Origin of the sequence: Arthrobacter parietis (genome assembly GCF_039530425.1) — a bacterium.
Taxonomy (GTDB): Bacteria; Actinomycetota; Actinomycetes; order Actinomycetales; family Micrococcaceae; genus Arthrobacter_D; species Arthrobacter_D parietis.
Genome location: NZ_BAAAON010000003.1, coordinates 445,867 through 464,351, shown reverse-complemented (window position 1 = coordinate 464,351; position 18,485 = coordinate 445,867). Strand labels below are relative to the sequence as shown.

Here is an 18,485-nt window from a genome sequence, read left to right as displayed (position 1 = left end):
CCGCCGGTGCTGACCGGATCAGTTCCGATGACACGGTGTTGCCGTACCCCTTCACAACGGGAGCGGAACTCCTGAAGCAATGCGCGCGGACGGGCAAGAGCATCAGCGGTGTGATGGCAGCCAATGAGCTGGTCTGGCGCAGCGAGGAGGAACTGAGGAACCGGCTCCTGCACATCTGGTCCGTCATGCAGGAGTGCGTGACAAACGGCTGTAGCACTGACGGAACCCTTCCCGGGGGACTGAAGGTCCGGCGTCGTGCGCCGCAGCTGCTGCGGGAGCTGACCGAGGCTGCGGACGAGAATGATCCACTGCGTGCCATGGGTTGGGTGAACCTCTTTGCGCTCGCCGTCAACGAGGAAAATGCGGCGGGTGGGCGCATCGTCACCGCGCCCACCAATGGAGCCGCGGGAATTGTCCCTGCGGTATTGCACTATTACATGAAATTTGTGCCAGGGGCCGACGACGACGGCGTCATCCGCTTCCTGCTCACGGCGGCGGCGATCGGGATACTGTTCAAGGAAAATGCCTCGATCTCTGGCGCGGAGGTCGGTTGCCAGGGTGAGGTGGGCTCCGCTTGTTCAATGGCCGCCGGCGCTCTCTGTGAGGTACTGGGCGGCTCCCCGGAGCAGGTTGAGAAGGCTGCTGAAATGGGGATCGAGCACAACCTCGGGCTCACCTGCGACCCTGTGGGCGGGCTGGTGCAGGTGCCCTGCATCGAGCGGAACGCCATCGCCAGCATCAAGGCCATCAACTCTGCGCGCCTGGCGCTAAGCGGGGACGCCGGGCACATTGTGTCGCTCGATCAGGCCATCAAAACCATGCGGGATACCGGAGCCGACATGAAATCCAAGTACAAGGAAACCTCCCGCGGCGGTCTCGCCGTGAATGTGACGGAGTGCTGAAATGATGAAGCTGACGAGCCCCCTCCAGGCGCCCGTTGTTGAGGCGCGAACGACTATCGAGCACGTGCTGACCCTCGACTGTGCAGAAGCACCGGGAATTGTGCATGCCGTGACTGGGTTCCTGTTGGAACACGGCTACGACATCGTGGACAACCAGCAGTTCGGGGACCGGTGCCGTGGGCACTTTTTTATGCGCCTCCATGTCGCGCGCCGCGTTGAAGCTGACGCCGGCGTCGGCATCGAGGGAGAAACGCCCGCCGCAGAAGAGGCGGAGGAGCGGTTCCGGGCTGATTTTGCGCCGTTGGCCGAACGTTTCGGAATGCGGTGGGAGCTTCATCGGCACGGTGCAAAGCGGCGGGTCCTGATTATGGTCTCCAAGTTCGGCCACTGCCTCATCGACCTGCTTTTCCGGGCGGCAAGCGGGGAACTGCCTATCGAGATCGTTGCGGTGGTGTCCAACCACCGGGACCACGAGGCGCTGGTGGAGTGGCACAAAATCCCGTTCTTTCATATCCCGGTGACGCGCGAGACCAAGCCGGCCGCAGAAGCGAGGCTGCTTGAACTCGTCGACGAGCTCGACGCTGAACTGGTGGTCCTCGCTCGCTATATGCAGGTACTCAGCGACGAACTGGCCACCCGGCTGACCGGACGCACCATCAACATCCACCATTCGTTCCTTCCCAGTTTCAAGGGGGCCAAACCGTACCATCAGGCGTACGAGCGCGGAGTCAAAACCGTCGGAGCTACGGCACACTACGTGGACAGTGAGCTGGACGAGGGTCCGATCATTTCGCAGCAGGTGATGGAGGTCGATCACACCTACGGCCCGGAGGAATTAGTGGCCGCCGGGCGGGACACCGAGTGCAGGGCGCTGTCCAATGCCGTGAAGTGGCACTGTGAAGGCCGCGTGATCCTGCGCGACAACCGGACGGTCCTGCTCCGGTAGCGCGCCGTCGTCGTCGCTATAGAGCCCCGCCGGGTGCGCAGATAGACAACGCTTGGAGTGTTGAATTCCACGGTTGTCTGCTCCCTCCTGCGGGGTTCTTGGGTTTGCAGTACTGCAACGTTGCAGTTGTGCAGAATTCCTTCCTATGCCACAATAGTTCGGTGAGTCAACTAATTTCGCTGCGTGAACGCAAGCGCACCGAGACCTGGACCGCACTGCACGACGCCGCAGCGCGCCTCACGCTCGAACGTGGACCGGAGGCGGTCACAGTCGAGCAGATCGCTGCCAGCGCCAGCGTGTCGCCACGGACGTTCTTCAACTACTTCAGCACCAAGGAAGACGCGATTCTGGGGCTGCAGGAACCGAGGATCGACGAAGAGCTGATCGCAGACTTGTCTCCCGGGCATGACCTGTTGGAGCAGGTTTCGCGGCTGCTGATGGCTGTGGTGCACTCCACCGAGGGCGGCGAAAGGGAGGCAAGCCGCCGCATCGACGTGCTCACCGCATATCCGTTCCTGCGCCAGCGCCGATACGCCTACTTCGTGCGCGTGGAGCAGCTGGTGCGTGACGTCGTTGCCGCCTCGCTGACTGATTCCGGTCGCTGGCAGGCCGCGCTGAGCCGAAATTCCGCTGAAGACGTGGCGCGCATGATTGTCCTCGTGGCTGGAGCCCCCATGCGCTACGCGTTCCAGCAAACCGCCGATTCACCCACGATTGACAACCAGTTCTCCGCTCTTGCCGGCGCCACCGCGCTGCTTCGGGAAGTTCTTGAGGAAATTCGATGACCACTACCGTCCCACGCAAGGAATCAGGGCTGCTCCTGCTCTTTGTCGGCCTGATGCTCTCCATGCTGCTCGCCGCCCTGAACCAGATGATCCTCAGCACTGCGCTGCCCACGATTGTCGGTGAGCTCAACGGAGTGGACCAGATGCTCTGGGTCATCACCGCATACATCCTGGCTGCGACCATCGTGATGCCCATCTACGGCAAGCTCGGTGACCTCATCGGCCGTAAAAGCCTGCTGCTCTTTGCCATTGCAATCTTCATGGCGGGATCGATCGTTGGCGGGCTTGCGCCGAACATGGAATGGCTCATCGCCGGACGCGCGGTTCAGGGTCTCGGCGGCGGTGGGCTGATGATCCTCTCCCAGGCCATCATTGCCGACGTCGTTCCTGCCCGGGAGCGCGGCAAGTATATGGGTGCCATGGGAGGCGTGTTTGCCTTCGCATCAGTGGCCGGCCCGCTGCTGGGCGGCTGGTTCACCGAAGGTCCGGGCTGGCGGTGGATGTTCTGGATCAACATGCCGCTGGGTGTTTTGGCCATCGTTGTAGTGCTGTTCTTCCTGCACCTGCCCGCGCGCGAGCGGGTGCATCCACACGTGGATATCGCGGGGATGGTGTTGCTCGCTATTGCAACGACGTCGCTGGTGCTTGTGGGCACCTGGGGCGGCACCGAGTATCCGTGGTTGTCCGCGCCGATCCTTGGACTGTTTGCCCTCGCTGTCGTGACGGGACTGATGTTCGTCGCTGTGGAGCGGCGGGCAAAGGAGCCGATCCTGCCAATTAGCCTGTTCCGGGAGCGGAACTTTGTCCTCACCACCTCAGGCGGCCTGTTGATCGGTGTCACGATGTTCGGCGCCATCGGCTACCTGCCCACCTATCTGCAGATGGTGACCGGCGCCAGTGCCACCAACGCAGGCCTGCTCATGATCCCGATGATGGGTGCGCTCATCCTGACCTCCACAGGCTCTGGAATTCTCGTCAGCAAGACCGGCCGCTACAAGTGGATGCCGATTGTCGGATCGCTCGGTGTCGCTGTGGCGCTGCTGCTGCTCTCAACCATCAGTCCGACCACGCCGGTCTGGATGATCTGCGTGTACATCGCCATCATGGGTGCCGGGCTGGGCCTGAGCATGCAGATTCTGGTGCTGATCGTCCAGAACACGTTCCCGAACCGCGTGGTGGGCACGGCGACGGCCTCTAACAACTACTTTCGCCAGATCGGTGCAACCCTGGGTTCGGCGGTGGTGGGCAGCCTCTTCACCGCGCGGGTGGGGGAGTTGCTGCTGGAGCGGCTCCCCGCGGGTGGCGCTGCGCTGGAAGGAGGAGCGAACTCGCTCACTCCCGAGCTGGTCAGCGCCCTGCCCGCCGCCCTGCAGTCCCCGATCATCCAGTCCTATAACGACGCACTGACCCCGCTGTTCCTCTACATGGCACCGCTCGGTGTGATCGCCGCAGTACTCCTCGCGTTTGTCCACGAGAAGGCGCTGTCAACGGTCATCGAGCGGGACACAAAGGTGGAGCGAGACGCCGGCCTCCCGCCTGAGCCGGTAGAGCAGCTCTCGCGTTAGCCCGACGCGTCCGGGCGTTTCGCGAGGGCGGCGTCGGGCAGAATGAACACATGGCTACCCCTTACCTGATCCGCCGAGAGCGCTTCATCCCCGCCCCTGCTGCCGCTATCTTCGACGTGCTCGCCACGCCCGCGTTGCACAGCGTGATTGACGGCTCAGGCACCGTCACAGGTGTTCAGCCCAACGGCCCGGAGCGGCTCTCTCCGGGCGCCCGCTTCGGAATGGACATGAAGATCGGGACGCCCTACAAAATCCTCAACACGGTTGTCGAATTCGAGGAGGGCAAGCGGATTGCCTGGCGGCACTTTGCCCGCCATATCTGGCGCTACACCCTTCAGGAGCACGACGGCGGCACGTTGGTTGCGGAGGAATGGGACGCCCGCGCTGTTCCCGGCAAGCCCGTGCTCAGGTTGCTGGGATTCACGAGGGCCCACCCGGAATCGATCGAACGCACGCTTGAGAACCTCGAGCGGTACGTCACCGCAGGTCCCCGCGCATAGGGGCTCAAGGAGAAGTAGTCAATACCGCAGCGGAGAAACGATGAGAAGATTTTTAAGATAACGATCTGATAAATACATTGCGGTAGTCAGCATGCTTATGTTCTTCTGTAGAAGAACTGCCCCAGCTCTTCGACAAGAGGTGAAAGCATGCGCACAGCCGCCCGCCCCCGGAGTGTCAGCTCCCGCAACGTTCCGGCGAACCGCCGAGGGAATAGCAGGCTGCAGAGTGCAATGCAGGAGGGGATTGCACTTGAGCACCTCCATCTTGCTGAAGCAATCGCGCGCGGATTTTCTCCGTTTGCCAACGACGCCGCCGACGTCTGCCAGGTTGCCTATCTGGGCCTGATGAAGGCGGCCAAGCGCTTCGACCCGGAGCTGGGCATCGACTTCGCAGCCTATGCGGTGCCGACCATCCGGGGAGAAGTCAAGCGCTACCTGCGGGATTGCTGCTGGATGGTCCGCCCGCCGCGGGAACTCCAGGACCTGAAGTCGACAGCCGCCAAGGCTGACTCGGAGCTTGCCCAGCGCCTGGGCAGGGAGCCCTCCCTCACCGAACTGTCCAAACACCTCGAGAAGGATCCGGCAACAGTGGCCGAAGCCCTGAGCTGTGGTGGAAGCCAGCGGCCCGAGTCCCTTGACACGTCCGCGGAGGGACCGGGCTGGGCGGAGATTCTGCCTGCCGAGGATGACCCGTTCGCCCATACCGACGACGTGCTCGCCCTGCGTGCTGTGGTTCACGAACTCTCTGCGCGGGAGAAGGAGCTGCTGTACCGGCGGTATTTCCATGAGGAAACTCAGGACCGAATAGGCCGCCGGCTGGGGATGACCCAGATGCAGGTCTCACGTCTTCTTGCCCGGACTCTCGTGAAGCTGCAAAAACGCCTTCTCGACGACGCCGGTCCTCACCGCGCGGACCCCTCTCCCGTTCTCAAGATGACGGCACCGGACCGGGCTGCCAGCATTGCCTGAGCCGGTCTAGCTCCGGATACCCAGCTCCGCTGCGGCACGCAGAACGTCTTCCGGGGTGACCGCCAGAATCGCAGGATCCGGGTCAGTGGCGAACGTTTCGCCGCGGCGCACCGACTCGTCCGTGAGCACAAGGTGCGGACCCGGCGGTGGGCCCCATTCCGCTACCGGGGCAGGACCGAACAGCACCACCGACGGCCGCGCGTACGCCGAGGCGAGGTGCGCTGCGCCCGTGTCCGCCGAGATGACCAGCTCAGCTGAAGCAATCAACGCGGCGAACTCGAGCAACCCCAACCGGCCGGCCACTACCTGCTCGTCCGGAAGCCCGGCCGTCTGCGCCACTGCCTCCGCCCGGGGACGCTCAGCCGCGCTGCCGGTCAACAGCACCAGGTGCCCTGCATCCGACAGGGAACGGGCGACGTCGGCAAACCGCTTGACCGGCCAGAGCCGGCTCCCATAGGCCGCGCCGACGTGAATGACAACCGCGCCCGGTGCCGGGCTTTCGACAGCTGGCGGCCGGAGGAGATAGTCCAGCGGGTCTGCCTCGATGCCGTGCGCACTCACCAGGTGCGCCCACCGATACCTCTCATGGACACCGTCCTCCCATTCGGGGCCGGACCAGCCGGGTGCTTGATGCCCGATCCGGCGTGTTGCTTCCAGCGCCTCGAGCCTCCCGCGGCTTTCGGGACCGTTCCCGTGGAGGTTCACCGCGACCTCCACCCTGCCCGGGCGCAACGCCAGCGGCTCATCCAGCCCGTGGGTGGGCAGCAGCGCGTCCACTGCATCGGTGAGCCCGACGATCGGTTCGAGCCAGGACTGCGCGGCGTACAGGATGCGGTGATCCGGGAAGGCTCGCCGCAGCCCGCGCAGAGCGGGCACCGCGACCAGCAGGTCTCCCAGTTTCAGTGCACGAAGCGCCAGCACCTCGGGGCGTCCATCCGGCTCAAGTGCTTCCACGGCGGTGTCAGGCAGCATGATCTTCATCCTGCCAGAAAGCCGGGTCGGCCCGACGCGGTAGAGGAGTCCCGACCCGCGGGAAGAACTTCTCCGGTGAGAAGTGTTTAGGTTCGTGCTTCGGAGGGAACTGTGCCTGTATGAGAAGCGAGCCCAAAGCCGTTCTCCTCGACAGGGACGGCACCATCGTGGTTGATGTGCCGTACAACGGTGATCCCGAGCAGGTTGTCGCGATGCCCGGAGCGCAGGAAGCGCTGGACGGCCTTCGCGCCTCCGGAGTGCCGCTGGGTGTGCTCACCAACCAGTCCGGCATTGCCCGCGGTCTGCTGACAGCGGCTCAGGTGGACGCAGTCAACGAGCGCGTCGAAACCGTTCTTGGCCCGTTCGATCTCTGGGAACTGTGCCCTCACGGACCCGACGACGGCTGCACCTGCCGCAAGCCGGCACCCGGCATGATCCTGCGCGCCTGCGAAAGGCTGGGACTGCACCCTTCGGAAGTTGCCTTCATCGGAGACATCGGGTCGGACGTCGAGGCGGCCGCCGCCGCGGGAGCCACCGGCGTGCTGGTTCCCACGCCGGTCACCCGGCAGGAAGAAATCGACGCCGCACCGCTCGTTGCGGGCACCCTCGCCGAAGCGGTCACTCTCCTGCGGGGCAGCGCATGAGCGGCCGCACCCTCGTTGCCCGGCTGGACAGCGTGGGCGATGTTCTCCTGGCAGGGCCGGCGGTCCGGGCGGTCGCCGCGAGCCAGCCTGCCGGCGTCGTCATGGTGTGCGGTCCGCAGGGTGCAGCGGGCGCACGGCTGCTCCCGGGAGTTTCCGACGTTCTTGTCTGGGACTGTCCCTGGATCACGGCGCCGGCGCCTGAGGTCACGCACGAGCACCTGAATGTCCTGCAGGAGGCTGTGACGGCGGCGGGCATCACGGAGGCCGTCATCCTGACCTCGTTCCATCAGTCGCCACTGCCGCTGGCGATGCTGCTGCGCCTGGCCGGTGTGCAGCGGATTACCGGTGCATCCGTCGACTACGCGGGCAGCCTCCTGGACGTCCGGCTGAAGCCCGGTGAGGACTTCCCCGAGGACCAGCCGGAGGCTGAGCGAGCGCTGCGGATTGCCGCTGCCGCAGGCCACCACCTGCCCGACGACGACGACGGCAGACTTCATGTGCGTGACGTCCCCGATGTGACCCACCTGGTGGGAGAGCAGCCGTATATCGTGCTGCACCCCGGCGCAGCTGTTCCTGCCCGCACCTGGCCACCGCTGCACCATGCGGCGCTCGCCGAGTTGCTGATCGGCGCCGGCTACCGCGTGGTGGTCACCGGAGGAAACAGCGAGCGCGAACTGACGGCCACGGTAGCCGGCCCCGACGGCATCGACCTTGGCGGGCAAACGGATCTTCAGACCATGGCGGGCGTGCTGGCGGGAGCCGGGGCTGTCGTCGTCGGAAATACCGGTCCGGCTCATCTGGCTGCGGCCGTTGGCACCCCCGTGGTGAGCCTGTTCTCCCCGGTTGTGCCGGCCATCCGGTGGGCTCCGTACCGGGTGCCGGTAGAGCTGCTGGGGGAGCAGAACGCACCCTGCAAGCTGACCCGCGCCCGTGACTGCCCGGTCGCCGGCCACCCCTGCCTCGCCAATGTCAGTCCTGAGGATGCCTTCGCCGCGCTGATGCGGCTGCTCGCCGGCGTGCCGTCGCTGGCCAGCAGAAGAGAAACGAGGAACGCATGAAAATACTGCTCTGGCACGTTCACGGCGGCTGGACCGATGCCTTTGTGCGCGGCTCCCACGAGTACCTGCTGCCCACCACACCTCAGGGAGGTGCGTGGGGACTCGGGCGCGCCGGCCGGGACTGGCCCGGCTCAGTCCGCGAAGTGGCGCCGGAGGACCTGCGGGAAGCTGAGCCGGACATGGTGATCCTGCAGCGGCTCGAAGAGCTCGAGGCGGTCGAACGCCTGCTCGGATGCCGGCCGGGCGTGGACATTCCAGCGGTTTTCCTCGAACACAACACGCCGAAGGGTGACATCCCGACGACGCTGCACCCGCTGGCCGGGCAGAATGAGATCCCGATTGTCCACGTCACCCATTTCAACCGGCTCTTCTGGGACAACGGCATGGCCCCCGCGGTGGTGGTGGAACACGGCATCGTGGACCCGGGACCGCTCTACACCGGAGAACTGGCGCACGCCGCCGTCGTCGTGAACGAGCCGGTGCGGCGCGGCCGGGTGACCGGCACCGATCTCCTTCCGCAGTTCAGCCGCGCAGCTCCCCTCGACGTCTTCGGTATGGAAACCGCCGAACTGCCGAACGCACTCGGCCTGGGAGCCGGTGAACTCACCGTCTGCGGGGACCTGCCGACGGCGGCGCTGCACGCAGAACTTGCGCGGCGCCGGCTGTACGTCCACCCGTTGCGGTGGACGTCGCTCGGCCTGGCCTTGCTTGAGGCCATGCATCTCGGCATGCCTGTCATTGCGCTGGCTACCACCGAGGCGGCCCGTGCCGTTCCACCGGAGGCAGGGGCAATCTCCACCGACGTCGATGAGCTGTGTGCGGCGGTCCGGTTGCTTGTGGAGGACCCCTCCGAGGCCCACGCCCGCGGACAGGTTGCCCGCGAGGTAGCACTTGCTCGCTACGGACTGCCGGCGTTCCTTCAGGCATGGGACGAGATTCTGGGCCAGACAGCGGAACGCACGCGCATTCCTGCAGCTTCTGAGAGGAGACCACAATGAGGATTTCCATGGTGTCGGAGCACGCGAGCCCGCTCGCAGCACTCGGCGGGGTGGACGCCGGCGGGCAGAACGTGCACGTTGCCGCGCTGTCCCTGGCGCTGGCACGGCGGGGCCACACCATCACCGTGTACACGCGGAGGGACAGCGAGGACCTGCCCGAGAGGGTACAGGCCGGCGCTGGACTTGAAGTCGTCCATGTCGACGCCGGCCCGCCAGCCGCCATCTCCAAGGATGAGCTGCTGCCCTATATGGGAGCGCTTGCCGACGGCATTGCAGCGGACTGGGGAACACGTCCGCCGGACCTCGTGCACGGGCACTTCTGGATGTCCGGTCTTGCGGCCCTGGACGCGGCACGGCGCGAGGACCTGGGCTATGCCGTCCCCGTGGTGCAGACCTTCCACGCACTCGGGACGGTCAAACGGCGGCATCAGGGCAAGGAGGACACCAGCCCGATGGAACGCGCCTGGCTGGAACCCTCGGTGGGCCGCCAGGCCGATAGGGTTATCGCCACCTGCTCCGACGAGGTGTTCGAACTGAAAGCGATGGGCGTCGACGGTACCCGCGTGTCGGTGGCGCCGTGCGGAGTGGACCTCACGCTGTTCGGTGCTGACGGCCCCGCCGCCCCCCGCCGGCGAACGCATCGGATCATGAGCGTTGGGCGGCTGGTTCCGCGCAAGGGCGTCGACCTGGCGATCCGCGCCCTCAGGACGCTTGCGGACGGCGGGATTCACGACGTCGAACTGGTCATTGCCGGTGGAGGAGGCGATGCCAAGCGCCTCGAAGAGGACCCGGAAGTCCAGCGGTTGCTGGCCCTCGCAGCGCAGCTTGGGGTTGCGGACCAGGTGGCACTCGAGGGGCAGGTGCCCCGCGAGCGGATGCCGGAGCTGCTGCGCAGTGCCGATGCGGTGATTTGCGCGCCCTGGTATGAGCCCTTCGGCATTGTCCCGCTCGAAGCGATGGCCTGCGGCGTCCCGGTGATCGCTGCAGCCGTCGGAGGGCTGATCGACACCGTGGTGGACGGCCAGACCGGGCTGCATGTGCCGCCGCGGGACGTGGGTGCGCTCGCCGAGGCCATCCGCCAGGTGATCGAGAACCCGGAGGCAGCACGGGAGCTTGGGCGGGCAGGGCTCGCCCGGGTCAACGCCCGCTATTCCTGGGACCGCATTGCCGCGGACACCGAAAAGGCCTACCAGCTCACCCTCAACCAGGCGAACGGGCATTCCCAGTCCGGCCGCCGGGGAGCGCAGCAGGGCAGCGCGGCAGCACTTGCACACAGTTCACGTCTACAAAGCACAGGAAGGAGCGCACGATGAGCGCCGAATACCTGGCCACAGTCCGTCCCGGACGCCGGCAGCCGCTGGTCGCAGTTCCGCCGCATCCCGTTCCGGCGCCGGCTCCCGGATCCGGAGCCTTCGACGCCGTGGTGGGACATCTGCAGCAGGTGCTTCCCGCGGTGGAGTCGCTGATGGCTTCGGCTGCCCACCTCGCCGACTGGGGGGTGGACCTCGCCGAGCGGCTCATGGCCGGTCAGCGCCTGCTGGCGGCGGGGAACGGCGGATCGGCGGCGGAAGCGCAGCACCTCACCGCAGAGCTGGTAGGCAGGTTCGACGGTGACCGCGAACCGTTCTCGGCGATCTCCCTGCACGCAGATTCCTCCTCGGTCACCGCGATCGCCAATGATTACGGTTACGAGAACATGTTCGCGCGTCAGGTGCAGGGCCACGGCCGGGAGGGCGACGTCCTGATGCTCCTGAGCACCAGCGGAAACAGCCCGAATCTGCTGCGCGCCGCCGAAGCGGCCCGAAAGATCGGCGTCACGAGCTGGGCGCTCACCGGTCCCGCCCCCAACCCGCTTACTGCTGTGTGCGATGACTACGTAGCGGTGGAGGCGCGATCCGCGAACGCACAGGAGGGCCACCTCATCGCGCTCCACGCCATCTGCAGGGCGTTTGACTCGGAGGTAAGGCGCTGCCGGGCAGGGGAGGGATCATGAAGATCGTTGTCGTGGGCGATGTGCTCCTCGACGTCGACCTGTCGGGAGATGCCAGCCGCCTGAGCCCGGATGCTCCGGTGCCCGTGGTTGACGTCGCCGCCGCCCGCCGCCGCGCCGGCGGTGCAGGCCTGGTGGCCCGCATGCTTCACCAGGATGTGCAGGAGGGCCGGCAGGGAACAACAGTTGAACTCGTCACGGTCCTGTCCGACGACGACGCCGCGGCACACCTGCGCGCGGAGCTCACCGACATTCCCCTGGTCACCGGACCCTCCGGCGCCCCCACGCCGGTGAAAACGAGGATCCGGGCAGGCGGCCACGCCATCGTACGGTTCGATGAAGGGTGCGCGGAAGCACCGGTACCGCCGGTGACCGGTGGGATGCTGCGCGCAGTGGAAAGTGCCGACGTCGTACTGGTGTCCGACTACGGGCGCGGGCTGGCCGCCAATCCTGAACTGCGGGAGCTGCTGGAGCGGATCGCACCCGGGATCCCGGTGGTATGGGATCCGCATCCAGCGGGACCCGCCCCGGTTCGCGGAGCCGCCGCCGTGACGCCGAACCTCAGCGAAGCGCTCAAAGCGGCGGGAGCGGGACAGGGCAGCAGGGCCGACACGGTGCGGGAAGCAGCTGACGCCGCAGCGCTCCTGGAGCGGCGCTGGCACAGCAAAGCGGTCATTGTGACGCTGGGTGAGCGCGGGGCGCTCCTCCACAGGCAGGGTGAAGGCGCAGAGCTGCCGCATCTGGTTCCTGCACCTGCCATCGGAGCTGCGGACCCGTGCGGAGCCGGCGACCGGTTCTGCTCAACCCTGGCGTTGGCCCTCGGCGCGGGAGCGGGTCTCGAGGACGCAGTGCAGGCCGCAGTCCAGCGGGCCGCGGAGTTCCTCAGCCGCGGCGGCGTCTCCGCTCTCGGTCAGGAGCCGGAGCCCACGCAGCTCCACGGCCCGGCTGTCGACGCACTCCGCGTTGCCCGCGAAACCCGGGAAGCCGGCGGCACGGTGGTGGCGACGGGCGGATGCTTCGACCTGCTGCATGCCGGACATGCCCGCACGCTGTCCGCAGCGCGGCGCCTGGGGGACTGCCTGATCGTCTGCCTGAATTCGGATGAGTCCGTCCGCCGGCTCAAGGGCAGCCAACGCCCCATCATGGGCGAGGACGACCGCGCGGAACTGCTGAGCGCCCTCGAGTGCGTCGACGCCGTCTTCGTCTTCGGCGAGGACACCCCGGAGGAGGCGCTCGCTGCCCTGCGCCCTGACATCTGGGTCAAGGGCGGCGACTACTCAGCTACGGAGCTGCCCGAATCTGCACTCCTGCGCTCGTGGGGCGGGCAAACCGTCACTGTTCCCTATATACCCGCACGATCCACCACATCCCTGGCCGCGGCGCTCGCCGAGGTCGGATAGCCAAGTAAAAGAACACAGAGAGGACCACATGTCTGTTCCTGAAAGCAACAGCACCTTCAATCCGGGCCGCGTCCTGGTCACCGGTGGAGCATCCGGGCTGGGAGCGGCGATCGTAGCCCGCGTGCTCGACGCCGGCGGCACGCCCGTCGTGCTGGACCGGGACATCAGCACTGTCTCGGGCGTGAAAGCGCTGGAGGTCGACGTCGCGGACCGTGAGGCGGTGACCGGCGCCGTGCAGCAGGCGGCCGATACGCTCGGCGGATTGGACGCCGTCGTCACGGCCGCGGGCATAGATCGCTGCGGCCGGCTTGAGGACGTGGCGGCGGGAGAATGGGAGAAGGTGCTGGCGGTCAATCTCACCGGGACCGTGTCCACCGTCCGCGCCGCGTTGCCCTACCTGAAGACGAGCCACGGACGCGTGGTCACCATCGCCTCGACCCTGGGCATCCGGGCTGTCGCTGATGCGACCGCCTACTGCGCCTCGAAGTTCGCAGTGGTCGGTTTCAGCCATGCACTGGCGGCGGAAATGGCAGGCGAGGTGGGAGTCACCACCATGATTCCGGGCGGCATGGAGACCAAGTTCTTCGATGACCGGGACGAGAAGTACAAGCCGCAGGACAACTCACGGCTCAACAACCCGGCGCGCGTGGCGGACGCGATCCTGTTCGCACTGTCACAGCCGCGGGGCTGCGAGGTCCGGCAGATGCTTATCTGCCACGAAGAAGAGGGGTCGTGGCCGTAAGGTCCCGGACGTCGTCGTAAATGGCGTCGGGCTGGATCTGCTGGACAAACGAGTCATCATGCTCGCACCGTTCAGCGGTCCAGCCCACCTGCGTAACGTCCACGCCGCACACCGGGCAGTTGGTGGCCCAGGCGAGGTGCACGCGGTGCAGCACGCGCCCCATGGCGCCGGCGTTGATGACGTTGCCCACCCAGAAGATCCCGACTGTAGGCGTCCCGACCGCCTGGGCCAGGTGCCGTGGTCCGCTGTCATTACCGATAACAACGGTGGCTACTGACAGCACGCCGGTGAGCTCGCTGAGGGACAGTTGTCCGGCCAGGGACCGGATACCCGGGACTTCAGTTCCGGGTTGAACTCCTGCATGGTGACCATCTCTGTGGTGACCCCCTGCCAACCGGACAATCTCCGCTGCCAAGGGGGCGTCGCCGTCGTCGCCCACAATCACCACGTCACTGCCGTCGCGTGCAGCCCACGCCGCAACCCTGGCAAACGACGACGCCGGCCACCGCCTCCGTGGATCGGTGGCACCCGGATGGATCACCAGGAGCGGGCGCGTTCCGGCGCCCGTAATCCGTTGCCCGGCAGCCGTTTCTTCCTCAGTGACCGTCAGTTGCGGTTCAAGGCACACCGGTGCGGCTCCCGCCAGGCCCACCACTTCAAGGGACCGCAGGAACTCGTTCTGGTAGTAGACATAGGGCGCGCTGCGTTCCAGCTGGACCGCGTCCGGCGTACGGGTTCCGACGGTATGCCGGGCGCCCAGTTTCAGGAGGAACGGGTTGGAGTTGCGGCCTCCGCCGTGAATCTGGACCGCGAGATCGAAACTGCGGGAGCGCATGGAAGAAAAGAAGTCGGCGGTCGCCTTCCCGTCCTCAAGCCCGGGGCGGACTCCGGAAGCGTACGGAAGGACTTCCACCTCAGCGACCGGACCGGGCCTGTTCCGAAGGAGCTCTGCGTGCAGCGGAACTCCGAGCAGGGTGATCGACGCTTCCGGATACGCCGCGGAAAGGGCGCTGAGGGCGGGATAGGCAAACATCAGGTCACCCAGGCCCCCGCCCCGAAGGACGGCGATGCGCTCGACGTTGGGGAACGGGTCCAGGAGCGGGCCGACGCCCGAGCCCATTGCTGCGGATTGCCGGTTCGCTGCCAGGCTGTTGGTCATTGTCACCTCCGGGATTGGGTAGGACGGCTACTCGGTTTCGTCACCGTCGGTCAGGTCAGCGATCAGCGCCGTGGATGCGCAGTCGCGGATCCCGTTGATCCCGGACACAGCTGTGGGCTTGTCGCTGTACGGCTCGCTCGTCATCAGGGTTGCGCCGTCGTCTCCGGTCAGTCGGAACCGGTAACGCTTCGCATCATCGAAGTAGAGCTCGAACTTGCCTGCCATCTCAAAGTCCCTTGCTACGCGGTGTCTGGCGTTTATTCATCGTAGATTATCAGCCTGCTTATCAAGGGGAAGGCTGACAAGCATCGACAAGAGGAAAGTAGTAAGCATACTGTTGATTGATGGAGGGTGGTCCACCCCCGAATCCTCGAGCGGAAGGAGACTGGTCATGGCAAAGCAGAAGCTATGGGCGATCGCAGCTGCGGCGGGTATCAGCGCCGTGCTGCTGACCGGATGTGACGATCCGGGCGGAGGAGACTCGCCGGAAGAAGTTGAAGAAACCGAGTTCGACGACAACAACGGTATTGACGATGACCTTGAGGACGACTCGCGCGGTAGTGAAGAGCCCTCGGACGTAGCCACTGAACCTTCGGAGTGATAACCCATGACGCAGAGCAACTCTCCTCGGCATGAAGACCTTCCCCTGCCGGACTATGACCATCTCCCGCTGGGAACCCTGCCTACGCGCATCAATGGACTCGATGAGGAGGCTGTCTCCCAGCTCCTGGAGTATGAACGGGCACACGGAGACAGGCTTCCCATTGTGCAGGTCCTTGAGCACAGGTTGGACGCACTGCGCAACGGCGCGGTACCAAGCGGACCGGAAAATCCTGGCACTCCGGAGAAGACCAGCAGCAGCAGTGGTTCGCCCGTGAGCCCGGAAACATCAGGCCCGCCGGTGAATCCGCCGTCGCAGGGAGTGCCCACCAACCCGGCCCAGCCGCGCTGATTTCAGGAAGGAGTATCTCGTCATGGCAGATAAACCAGGTAACCAGACCCCCAACACCCCGGATGTCAGCGAAAGCGACCTGCGGGAGATGAAGGTTGATGAACTGCGCGAGGAAGCACGCGAGGCCGGCGTCGGCGCCGTCTCAGGAATGAAAAAGGAAGAACTCGTCAAAGCTCTCTCCGAAGCCCGTTCCGGTAGCGGCGGCGACGGCAGCGGTGAAGGCTCCGGTTCCGAAGATGACCTTGGGGCCGGCCCTGACGGCGGGAAAATCCGCCGGGGACCCGAATCCTCGAAGTCCCTGAAGTACTCCCAGGAAGTCACCTCTCCTGATGAGGAACCCGAGCGCGAGGGGCGCAGCCTTGTCACCACGCACCACGAAGTAATCAAGGAATGGGCGGAAGAACGTGGAGGTGTACCGGCAACGGTCGGTGGGACCGAGCATGATGACCACCTCGGCGTCCTCCGCTTCGACTTCGGAGGGGATGACAGCAACCTCCGGCACGTCAGCTGGGACGAGTGGTTCAAGACGTTCGACGAGCGGCAGCTCAACTTCATCTATCAGGAGAGCAGGACCGACGGCAATCAGTCGACGTTCTTCCGGCTGGAGAATCCGGGGAGGGAGGACGCGTGAGCGTTGATCCCGACGCAGGACAGACAAGCACTGATCCCGCAGAGACCCAGGAAGAGACTGAGACTCAGGAAGAGACCGTCGAAGCGGTGGCAGAGGACGTCCGCTCCGAAATCCGGCTCGGTCATGTGGAGGATGACGTGACCCATGTGCTCGAGGAAAGGCTGGACGAGGCCGGAGTGCACCTGCGGCCGGAGAAGGTCGATGATCTCGCCGAAGACATCGAGAATGACGTCTCCACCTAAGGCGCCCGGAGCGTGGCCGGCCACGGGACGGCGCGTCGCGTGAACACGGACAACACGTACGACGTCGTCATTATCGGTGGCGGTGCGGCCGGCCTGAGTGCCGCCCTCCTTCTGGGGCGTGCGCGGCGGCGGGTCGCCGTCGTCGACTCCGGGAAACCCCGCAACCTGCGGGCGGAGCATATTCACGGCTATCTCACGCGCGATGGGGTTCCGCCCGCCAGGTTCCTTGAGCTGGCCCGCGAGGAGGTTCACAGCTACGGTGTCGAGCTCATCGGCGCCACGGCGGAGGAGGTCTACCCCGATCGCAGGGTGTGCCTGGACGACGGCCGGATGCTGTCCGCCCGGCACATCATCCTCGCCTCCGGCCTACGGGATGTGCTGCCGGACGTCGAGGGCGCCGAGTCCCGGTGGGGCCGGGGCCTGTTCCAGTGCCCGTACTGCCATGGCTGGGAGTACCGGGACAGGAAGCTCGCCGTCCTGGGAACGGGCGGGTCCTCAGTTCAGCAGGCGCTGCTGGTCCGGCAATTTTCCGGTGATGTCACGCTCTTTACCCATGAGATGGCAGGCCCTGACGGTGAAACGGCGGCTGATCTGGCGTCCTGCGGCGTGAAGATTGTCCAGGGTCGCGTGCGGGCGCTGGTCGCCGGTCCTGAATCCCTCACCGGCGTCCGGCTTGAGATCGGGGAACTCCACGCGTGCGACGCCCTGTTCTATGAACCGGGCGCAATCGTTGACACTTCCATTGTGAAGGTTCCGGATTGCCGGACTTCCGAGAACGGCTGTGTCACCACCGACGAACTGGGCCGCACCGGCGTTGAGGGAATCTGGGCAACCGGGAATGCTGCTGATCCGGCGGCCCAGGTCATCGTTGCCGCCGGCGACTCCTACCGGCTTGCAGTGGCGGTGAACGCAGCGCTGATTGAGGATGACGTAGCTCAGGCCCGGAGCTCACTTCCATAAAATAAGCGTACTTATTGCTTCCCCTTCCAGGGGGGCTGGGCTAGCGTCGGACTATCTGCTGGTTCACCGTCTGGAAGGAGTGGCTGCCATGGACATGGCCACCATCAACGCTTCGCTGGATAACATCATCGGGCGGGTGGAACGGGCTGAAGCCCTTGACCGCCCGGCCAACGCGCTCGCAAACCTGGTGGGTAAATGGTTGAAGCCCGGGCCCGTGAAGAATCTTCTCAGCGGCACCGGGACCGGGCATCCGGCGCACCCCATCCTGATCCTGCTCCCCCTGGGTTCGTGGGCGTCAGCCTTCTTCCTTGACCTGGCCGGTGGACCTGACGGCGGGAGTGCGACGGCGGCGCGCCGGCTGATTATCCTCGGAAACCTCACCGCCCTGCCGACGGCCCTGACCGGGCTCAGCGACTGGGCAGATACCCAGGGAGCCGAGCGCCGGGTCGGCTTTGTCCACGCGGCCCTCAACATCACGGCTCTCGGGGTCTTCACCGCCAGCGCCGCTGCGCGCGCCACTCAGGCACGTGGTGCGGGCGTCCTGACGGCGGCGCTCGGCATGGGTCTCGTGTCAGCATCCGGCTGGCTCGGCGGGCACCTCGCCTACGCGCGCGGCGTCGGCACCGACACCACGGCCTTCGAGGTTGCGTCGCCGGACTGGACCGACGTTGCCGCCCTCGAGGATGTCAGCGACAAGCCGGTATGTGTAGACGCCGGTGGAGTTGCCGTGCTGCTTGTCCGCCATGACGGCGAGGTGCGGGCGATCTCCGACCGCTGCACGCATCGCGGAGGACCACTCCATGAGGGAACGATCGTGGATGGTTGTGTGGAATGCCCGTGGCACGGCAGCCGCTTCCGGTTGGCGGACGGGCAAATCGACCGGGGCCCTGCAACCAGGCCGCAGCGGGCTTTCGAGGTGCGCGCGGTAGACGGCCGGGTCCAGGTACGGGCGGTTGCCGATCCCGGCAGCCTCCGGACCGAACCGGTGACCGGTAGCGCGGGATTGAATGGTGGCGGAAGCAGCTCCTGACCGCCCACTCTGACGCAGAAGCGTTGTCGAGGCTGTGTAA

The 18,485-nt window shown here is 65.9% G+C and carries 22 protein-coding genes; 19 read left to right on the top strand and 3 right to left on the bottom strand.

The annotated features are described in order from the left end of the window. The 6 genes from ABFX19_RS14320 to ABFX19_RS14295 form a co-directional block, all read left to right on the top strand. Positions 1-902, top strand: a 902-nt coding sequence (locus tag ABFX19_RS14320; RefSeq protein ID WP_346028688.1) for an L-serine ammonia-lyase, incomplete at its 5' end; no start/stop codon positions are given. Between the two features lie 4 nt (positions 903-906). Beyond that, positions 907-1,848, top strand: a complete 942-nt coding sequence (gene purU, locus ABFX19_RS14315; RefSeq protein WP_346028753.1) for a formyltetrahydrofolate deformylase — start codon at positions 907-909, stop codon at positions 1,846-1,848. 161 nt (positions 1,849-2,009) lie between these two features. Next, complete coding sequence (locus ABFX19_RS14310; RefSeq protein ID WP_346028687.1) at positions 2,010-2,633, top strand: TetR/AcrR family transcriptional regulator; 624 nt, start codon at positions 2,010-2,012, stop codon at positions 2,631-2,633. Next, entirely contained in the window at positions 2,630-4,198 is a 1,569-nt protein-coding gene (locus ABFX19_RS14305; RefSeq protein WP_346028686.1) for an MDR family MFS transporter, read from the top strand. Before ABFX19_RS14310 ends, ABFX19_RS14305 begins: the two co-directional genes overlap by 4 nt. A 50-nt stretch (positions 4,199-4,248) precedes the next feature. Continuing rightward, the gene (locus ABFX19_RS14300; protein WP_346028685.1) at positions 4,249-4,698 is read left to right on the top strand and encodes an SRPBCC family protein; all 450 of its coding nucleotides are present in this window, start codon (positions 4,249-4,251) and stop codon (positions 4,696-4,698) included. A 147-nt stretch (positions 4,699-4,845) separates the two neighbouring features. Further along, positions 4,846-5,667, top strand: coding sequence for a sigma-70 family RNA polymerase sigma factor (locus ABFX19_RS14295; protein WP_346028684.1), 822 nt, complete (start codon positions 4,846-4,848; stop codon positions 5,665-5,667). Between the two features lie 6 nt (positions 5,668-5,673). Here the strand turns inward: ABFX19_RS14295 and ABFX19_RS14290 are convergent, their stop codons facing one another. Beyond that, a complete protein-coding gene (locus tag ABFX19_RS14290; RefSeq protein WP_346028683.1) occupies positions 5,674-6,639 on the bottom strand; it encodes a glycosyltransferase family 9 protein in 966 nt (321 codons plus the stop codon). Positions 6,640-6,758: 119 nt separating this feature from the next. On the opposite strand from ABFX19_RS14290, the gene ABFX19_RS14285 reads away from it, so the two are divergent. The 7 genes from ABFX19_RS14285 to ABFX19_RS14255 are packed head-to-tail and all read left to right on the top strand — an operon-like array spanning position 6,759 to position 13,471. Continuing rightward, complete coding sequence (locus ABFX19_RS14285) at positions 6,759-7,283, top strand: D-glycero-alpha-D-manno-heptose-1,7-bisphosphate 7-phosphatase (protein ID WP_346028682.1); 525 nt, start codon at positions 6,759-6,761, stop codon at positions 7,281-7,283. Beyond that, positions 7,280-8,341: a glycosyltransferase family 9 protein gene (locus ABFX19_RS14280; RefSeq protein WP_346028681.1), complete on the top strand. Its 1,062-nt coding sequence runs from the start codon at positions 7,280-7,282 to the stop codon at positions 8,339-8,341. The genes ABFX19_RS14285 and ABFX19_RS14280 overlap by 4 nt, the downstream gene beginning before the upstream one ends. Beyond that, positions 8,338-9,339, top strand: a complete 1,002-nt coding sequence (locus tag ABFX19_RS14275; protein WP_346028680.1) for a glycosyltransferase — start codon at positions 8,338-8,340, stop codon at positions 9,337-9,339. Before ABFX19_RS14280 ends, ABFX19_RS14275 begins: the two co-directional genes overlap by 4 nt. Next, positions 9,336-10,652 (top strand): glycosyltransferase, encoded by a 1,317-nt coding sequence (locus tag ABFX19_RS14270; protein WP_346028679.1) that lies wholly within the window; start codon positions 9,336-9,338, stop codon positions 10,650-10,652. Before ABFX19_RS14275 ends, ABFX19_RS14270 begins: the two co-directional genes overlap by 4 nt. After that, a complete protein-coding gene (locus ABFX19_RS14265; protein WP_277359895.1) occupies positions 10,649-11,332 on the top strand; it encodes a D-sedoheptulose-7-phosphate isomerase in 684 nt (227 codons plus the stop codon). Before ABFX19_RS14270 ends, ABFX19_RS14265 begins: the two co-directional genes overlap by 4 nt. Beyond that, positions 11,329-12,729, top strand: coding sequence for a PfkB family carbohydrate kinase (locus tag ABFX19_RS14260; RefSeq protein WP_346028678.1), 1,401 nt, complete (start codon positions 11,329-11,331; stop codon positions 12,727-12,729). The genes ABFX19_RS14265 and ABFX19_RS14260 overlap by 4 nt, the downstream gene beginning before the upstream one ends. A 28-nt stretch (positions 12,730-12,757) precedes the next feature. Further along, positions 12,758-13,471: an SDR family oxidoreductase gene (locus ABFX19_RS14255; protein ID WP_277359879.1), complete on the top strand. Its 714-nt coding sequence runs from the start codon at positions 12,758-12,760 to the stop codon at positions 13,469-13,471. Here the strand turns inward: ABFX19_RS14255 and ABFX19_RS14250 are convergent. Both ABFX19_RS14250 and ABFX19_RS14245 read right to left on the bottom strand, forming a co-directional pair. Beyond that, a complete protein-coding gene (locus tag ABFX19_RS14250; RefSeq protein WP_346028677.1) occupies positions 13,437-14,630 on the bottom strand; it encodes a glycosyltransferase family 9 protein in 1,194 nt (397 codons plus the stop codon). The genes ABFX19_RS14255 and ABFX19_RS14250 overlap by 35 nt on opposite strands. A 27-nt stretch (positions 14,631-14,657) precedes the next feature. After that, positions 14,658-14,855, bottom strand: a complete 198-nt coding sequence (locus ABFX19_RS14245) for a YegP family protein (protein WP_277359877.1) — start codon at positions 14,853-14,855, stop codon at positions 14,658-14,660. A 166-nt stretch (positions 14,856-15,021) separates the two neighbouring features. Here ABFX19_RS14245 and ABFX19_RS14240 point away from each other — a divergent pair, with 166 nt between their 5' ends. The 6 genes from ABFX19_RS14240 (at position 15,022) to ABFX19_RS14215 (ending at position 18,445) form a co-directional block, all read left to right on the top strand. Then, positions 15,022-15,231 (top strand): hypothetical protein, encoded by a 210-nt coding sequence (locus ABFX19_RS14240; protein WP_277359876.1) that lies wholly within the window; start codon positions 15,022-15,024, stop codon positions 15,229-15,231. Between the two features lie 6 nt (positions 15,232-15,237). Beyond that, entirely contained in the window at positions 15,238-15,582 is a 345-nt protein-coding gene (locus ABFX19_RS14235; protein ID WP_277359875.1) for a DUF8129 domain-containing protein, read from the top strand. Positions 15,583-15,604: 22 nt separating this feature from the next. Then, entirely contained in the window at positions 15,605-16,213 is a 609-nt protein-coding gene (locus ABFX19_RS14230; protein WP_346028676.1) for a Rho termination factor N-terminal domain-containing protein, read from the top strand. Further along, on the top strand, positions 16,210-16,455 hold the full coding sequence (locus ABFX19_RS14225) for a hypothetical protein (RefSeq protein ID WP_277359873.1): 246 nt from the start codon (positions 16,210-16,212) through the stop codon (positions 16,453-16,455). The genes ABFX19_RS14230 and ABFX19_RS14225 overlap by 4 nt, the downstream gene beginning before the upstream one ends. A 39-nt stretch (positions 16,456-16,494) precedes the next feature. Further along, positions 16,495-17,415 carry an NAD(P)/FAD-dependent oxidoreductase gene (locus ABFX19_RS14220; RefSeq protein WP_346028675.1) on the top strand — a complete coding sequence of 307 codons (921 nt, stop codon included), beginning with the start codon at positions 16,495-16,497 and terminating at the stop codon, positions 17,413-17,415. Positions 17,416-17,509: 94 nt separating this feature from the next. Next, a complete protein-coding gene (locus ABFX19_RS14215) occupies positions 17,510-18,445 on the top strand; it encodes a Rieske (2Fe-2S) protein (RefSeq protein WP_346028674.1) in 936 nt (311 codons plus the stop codon). The last annotated feature ends 40 nt before the right edge of the window (positions 18,446-18,485 follow it).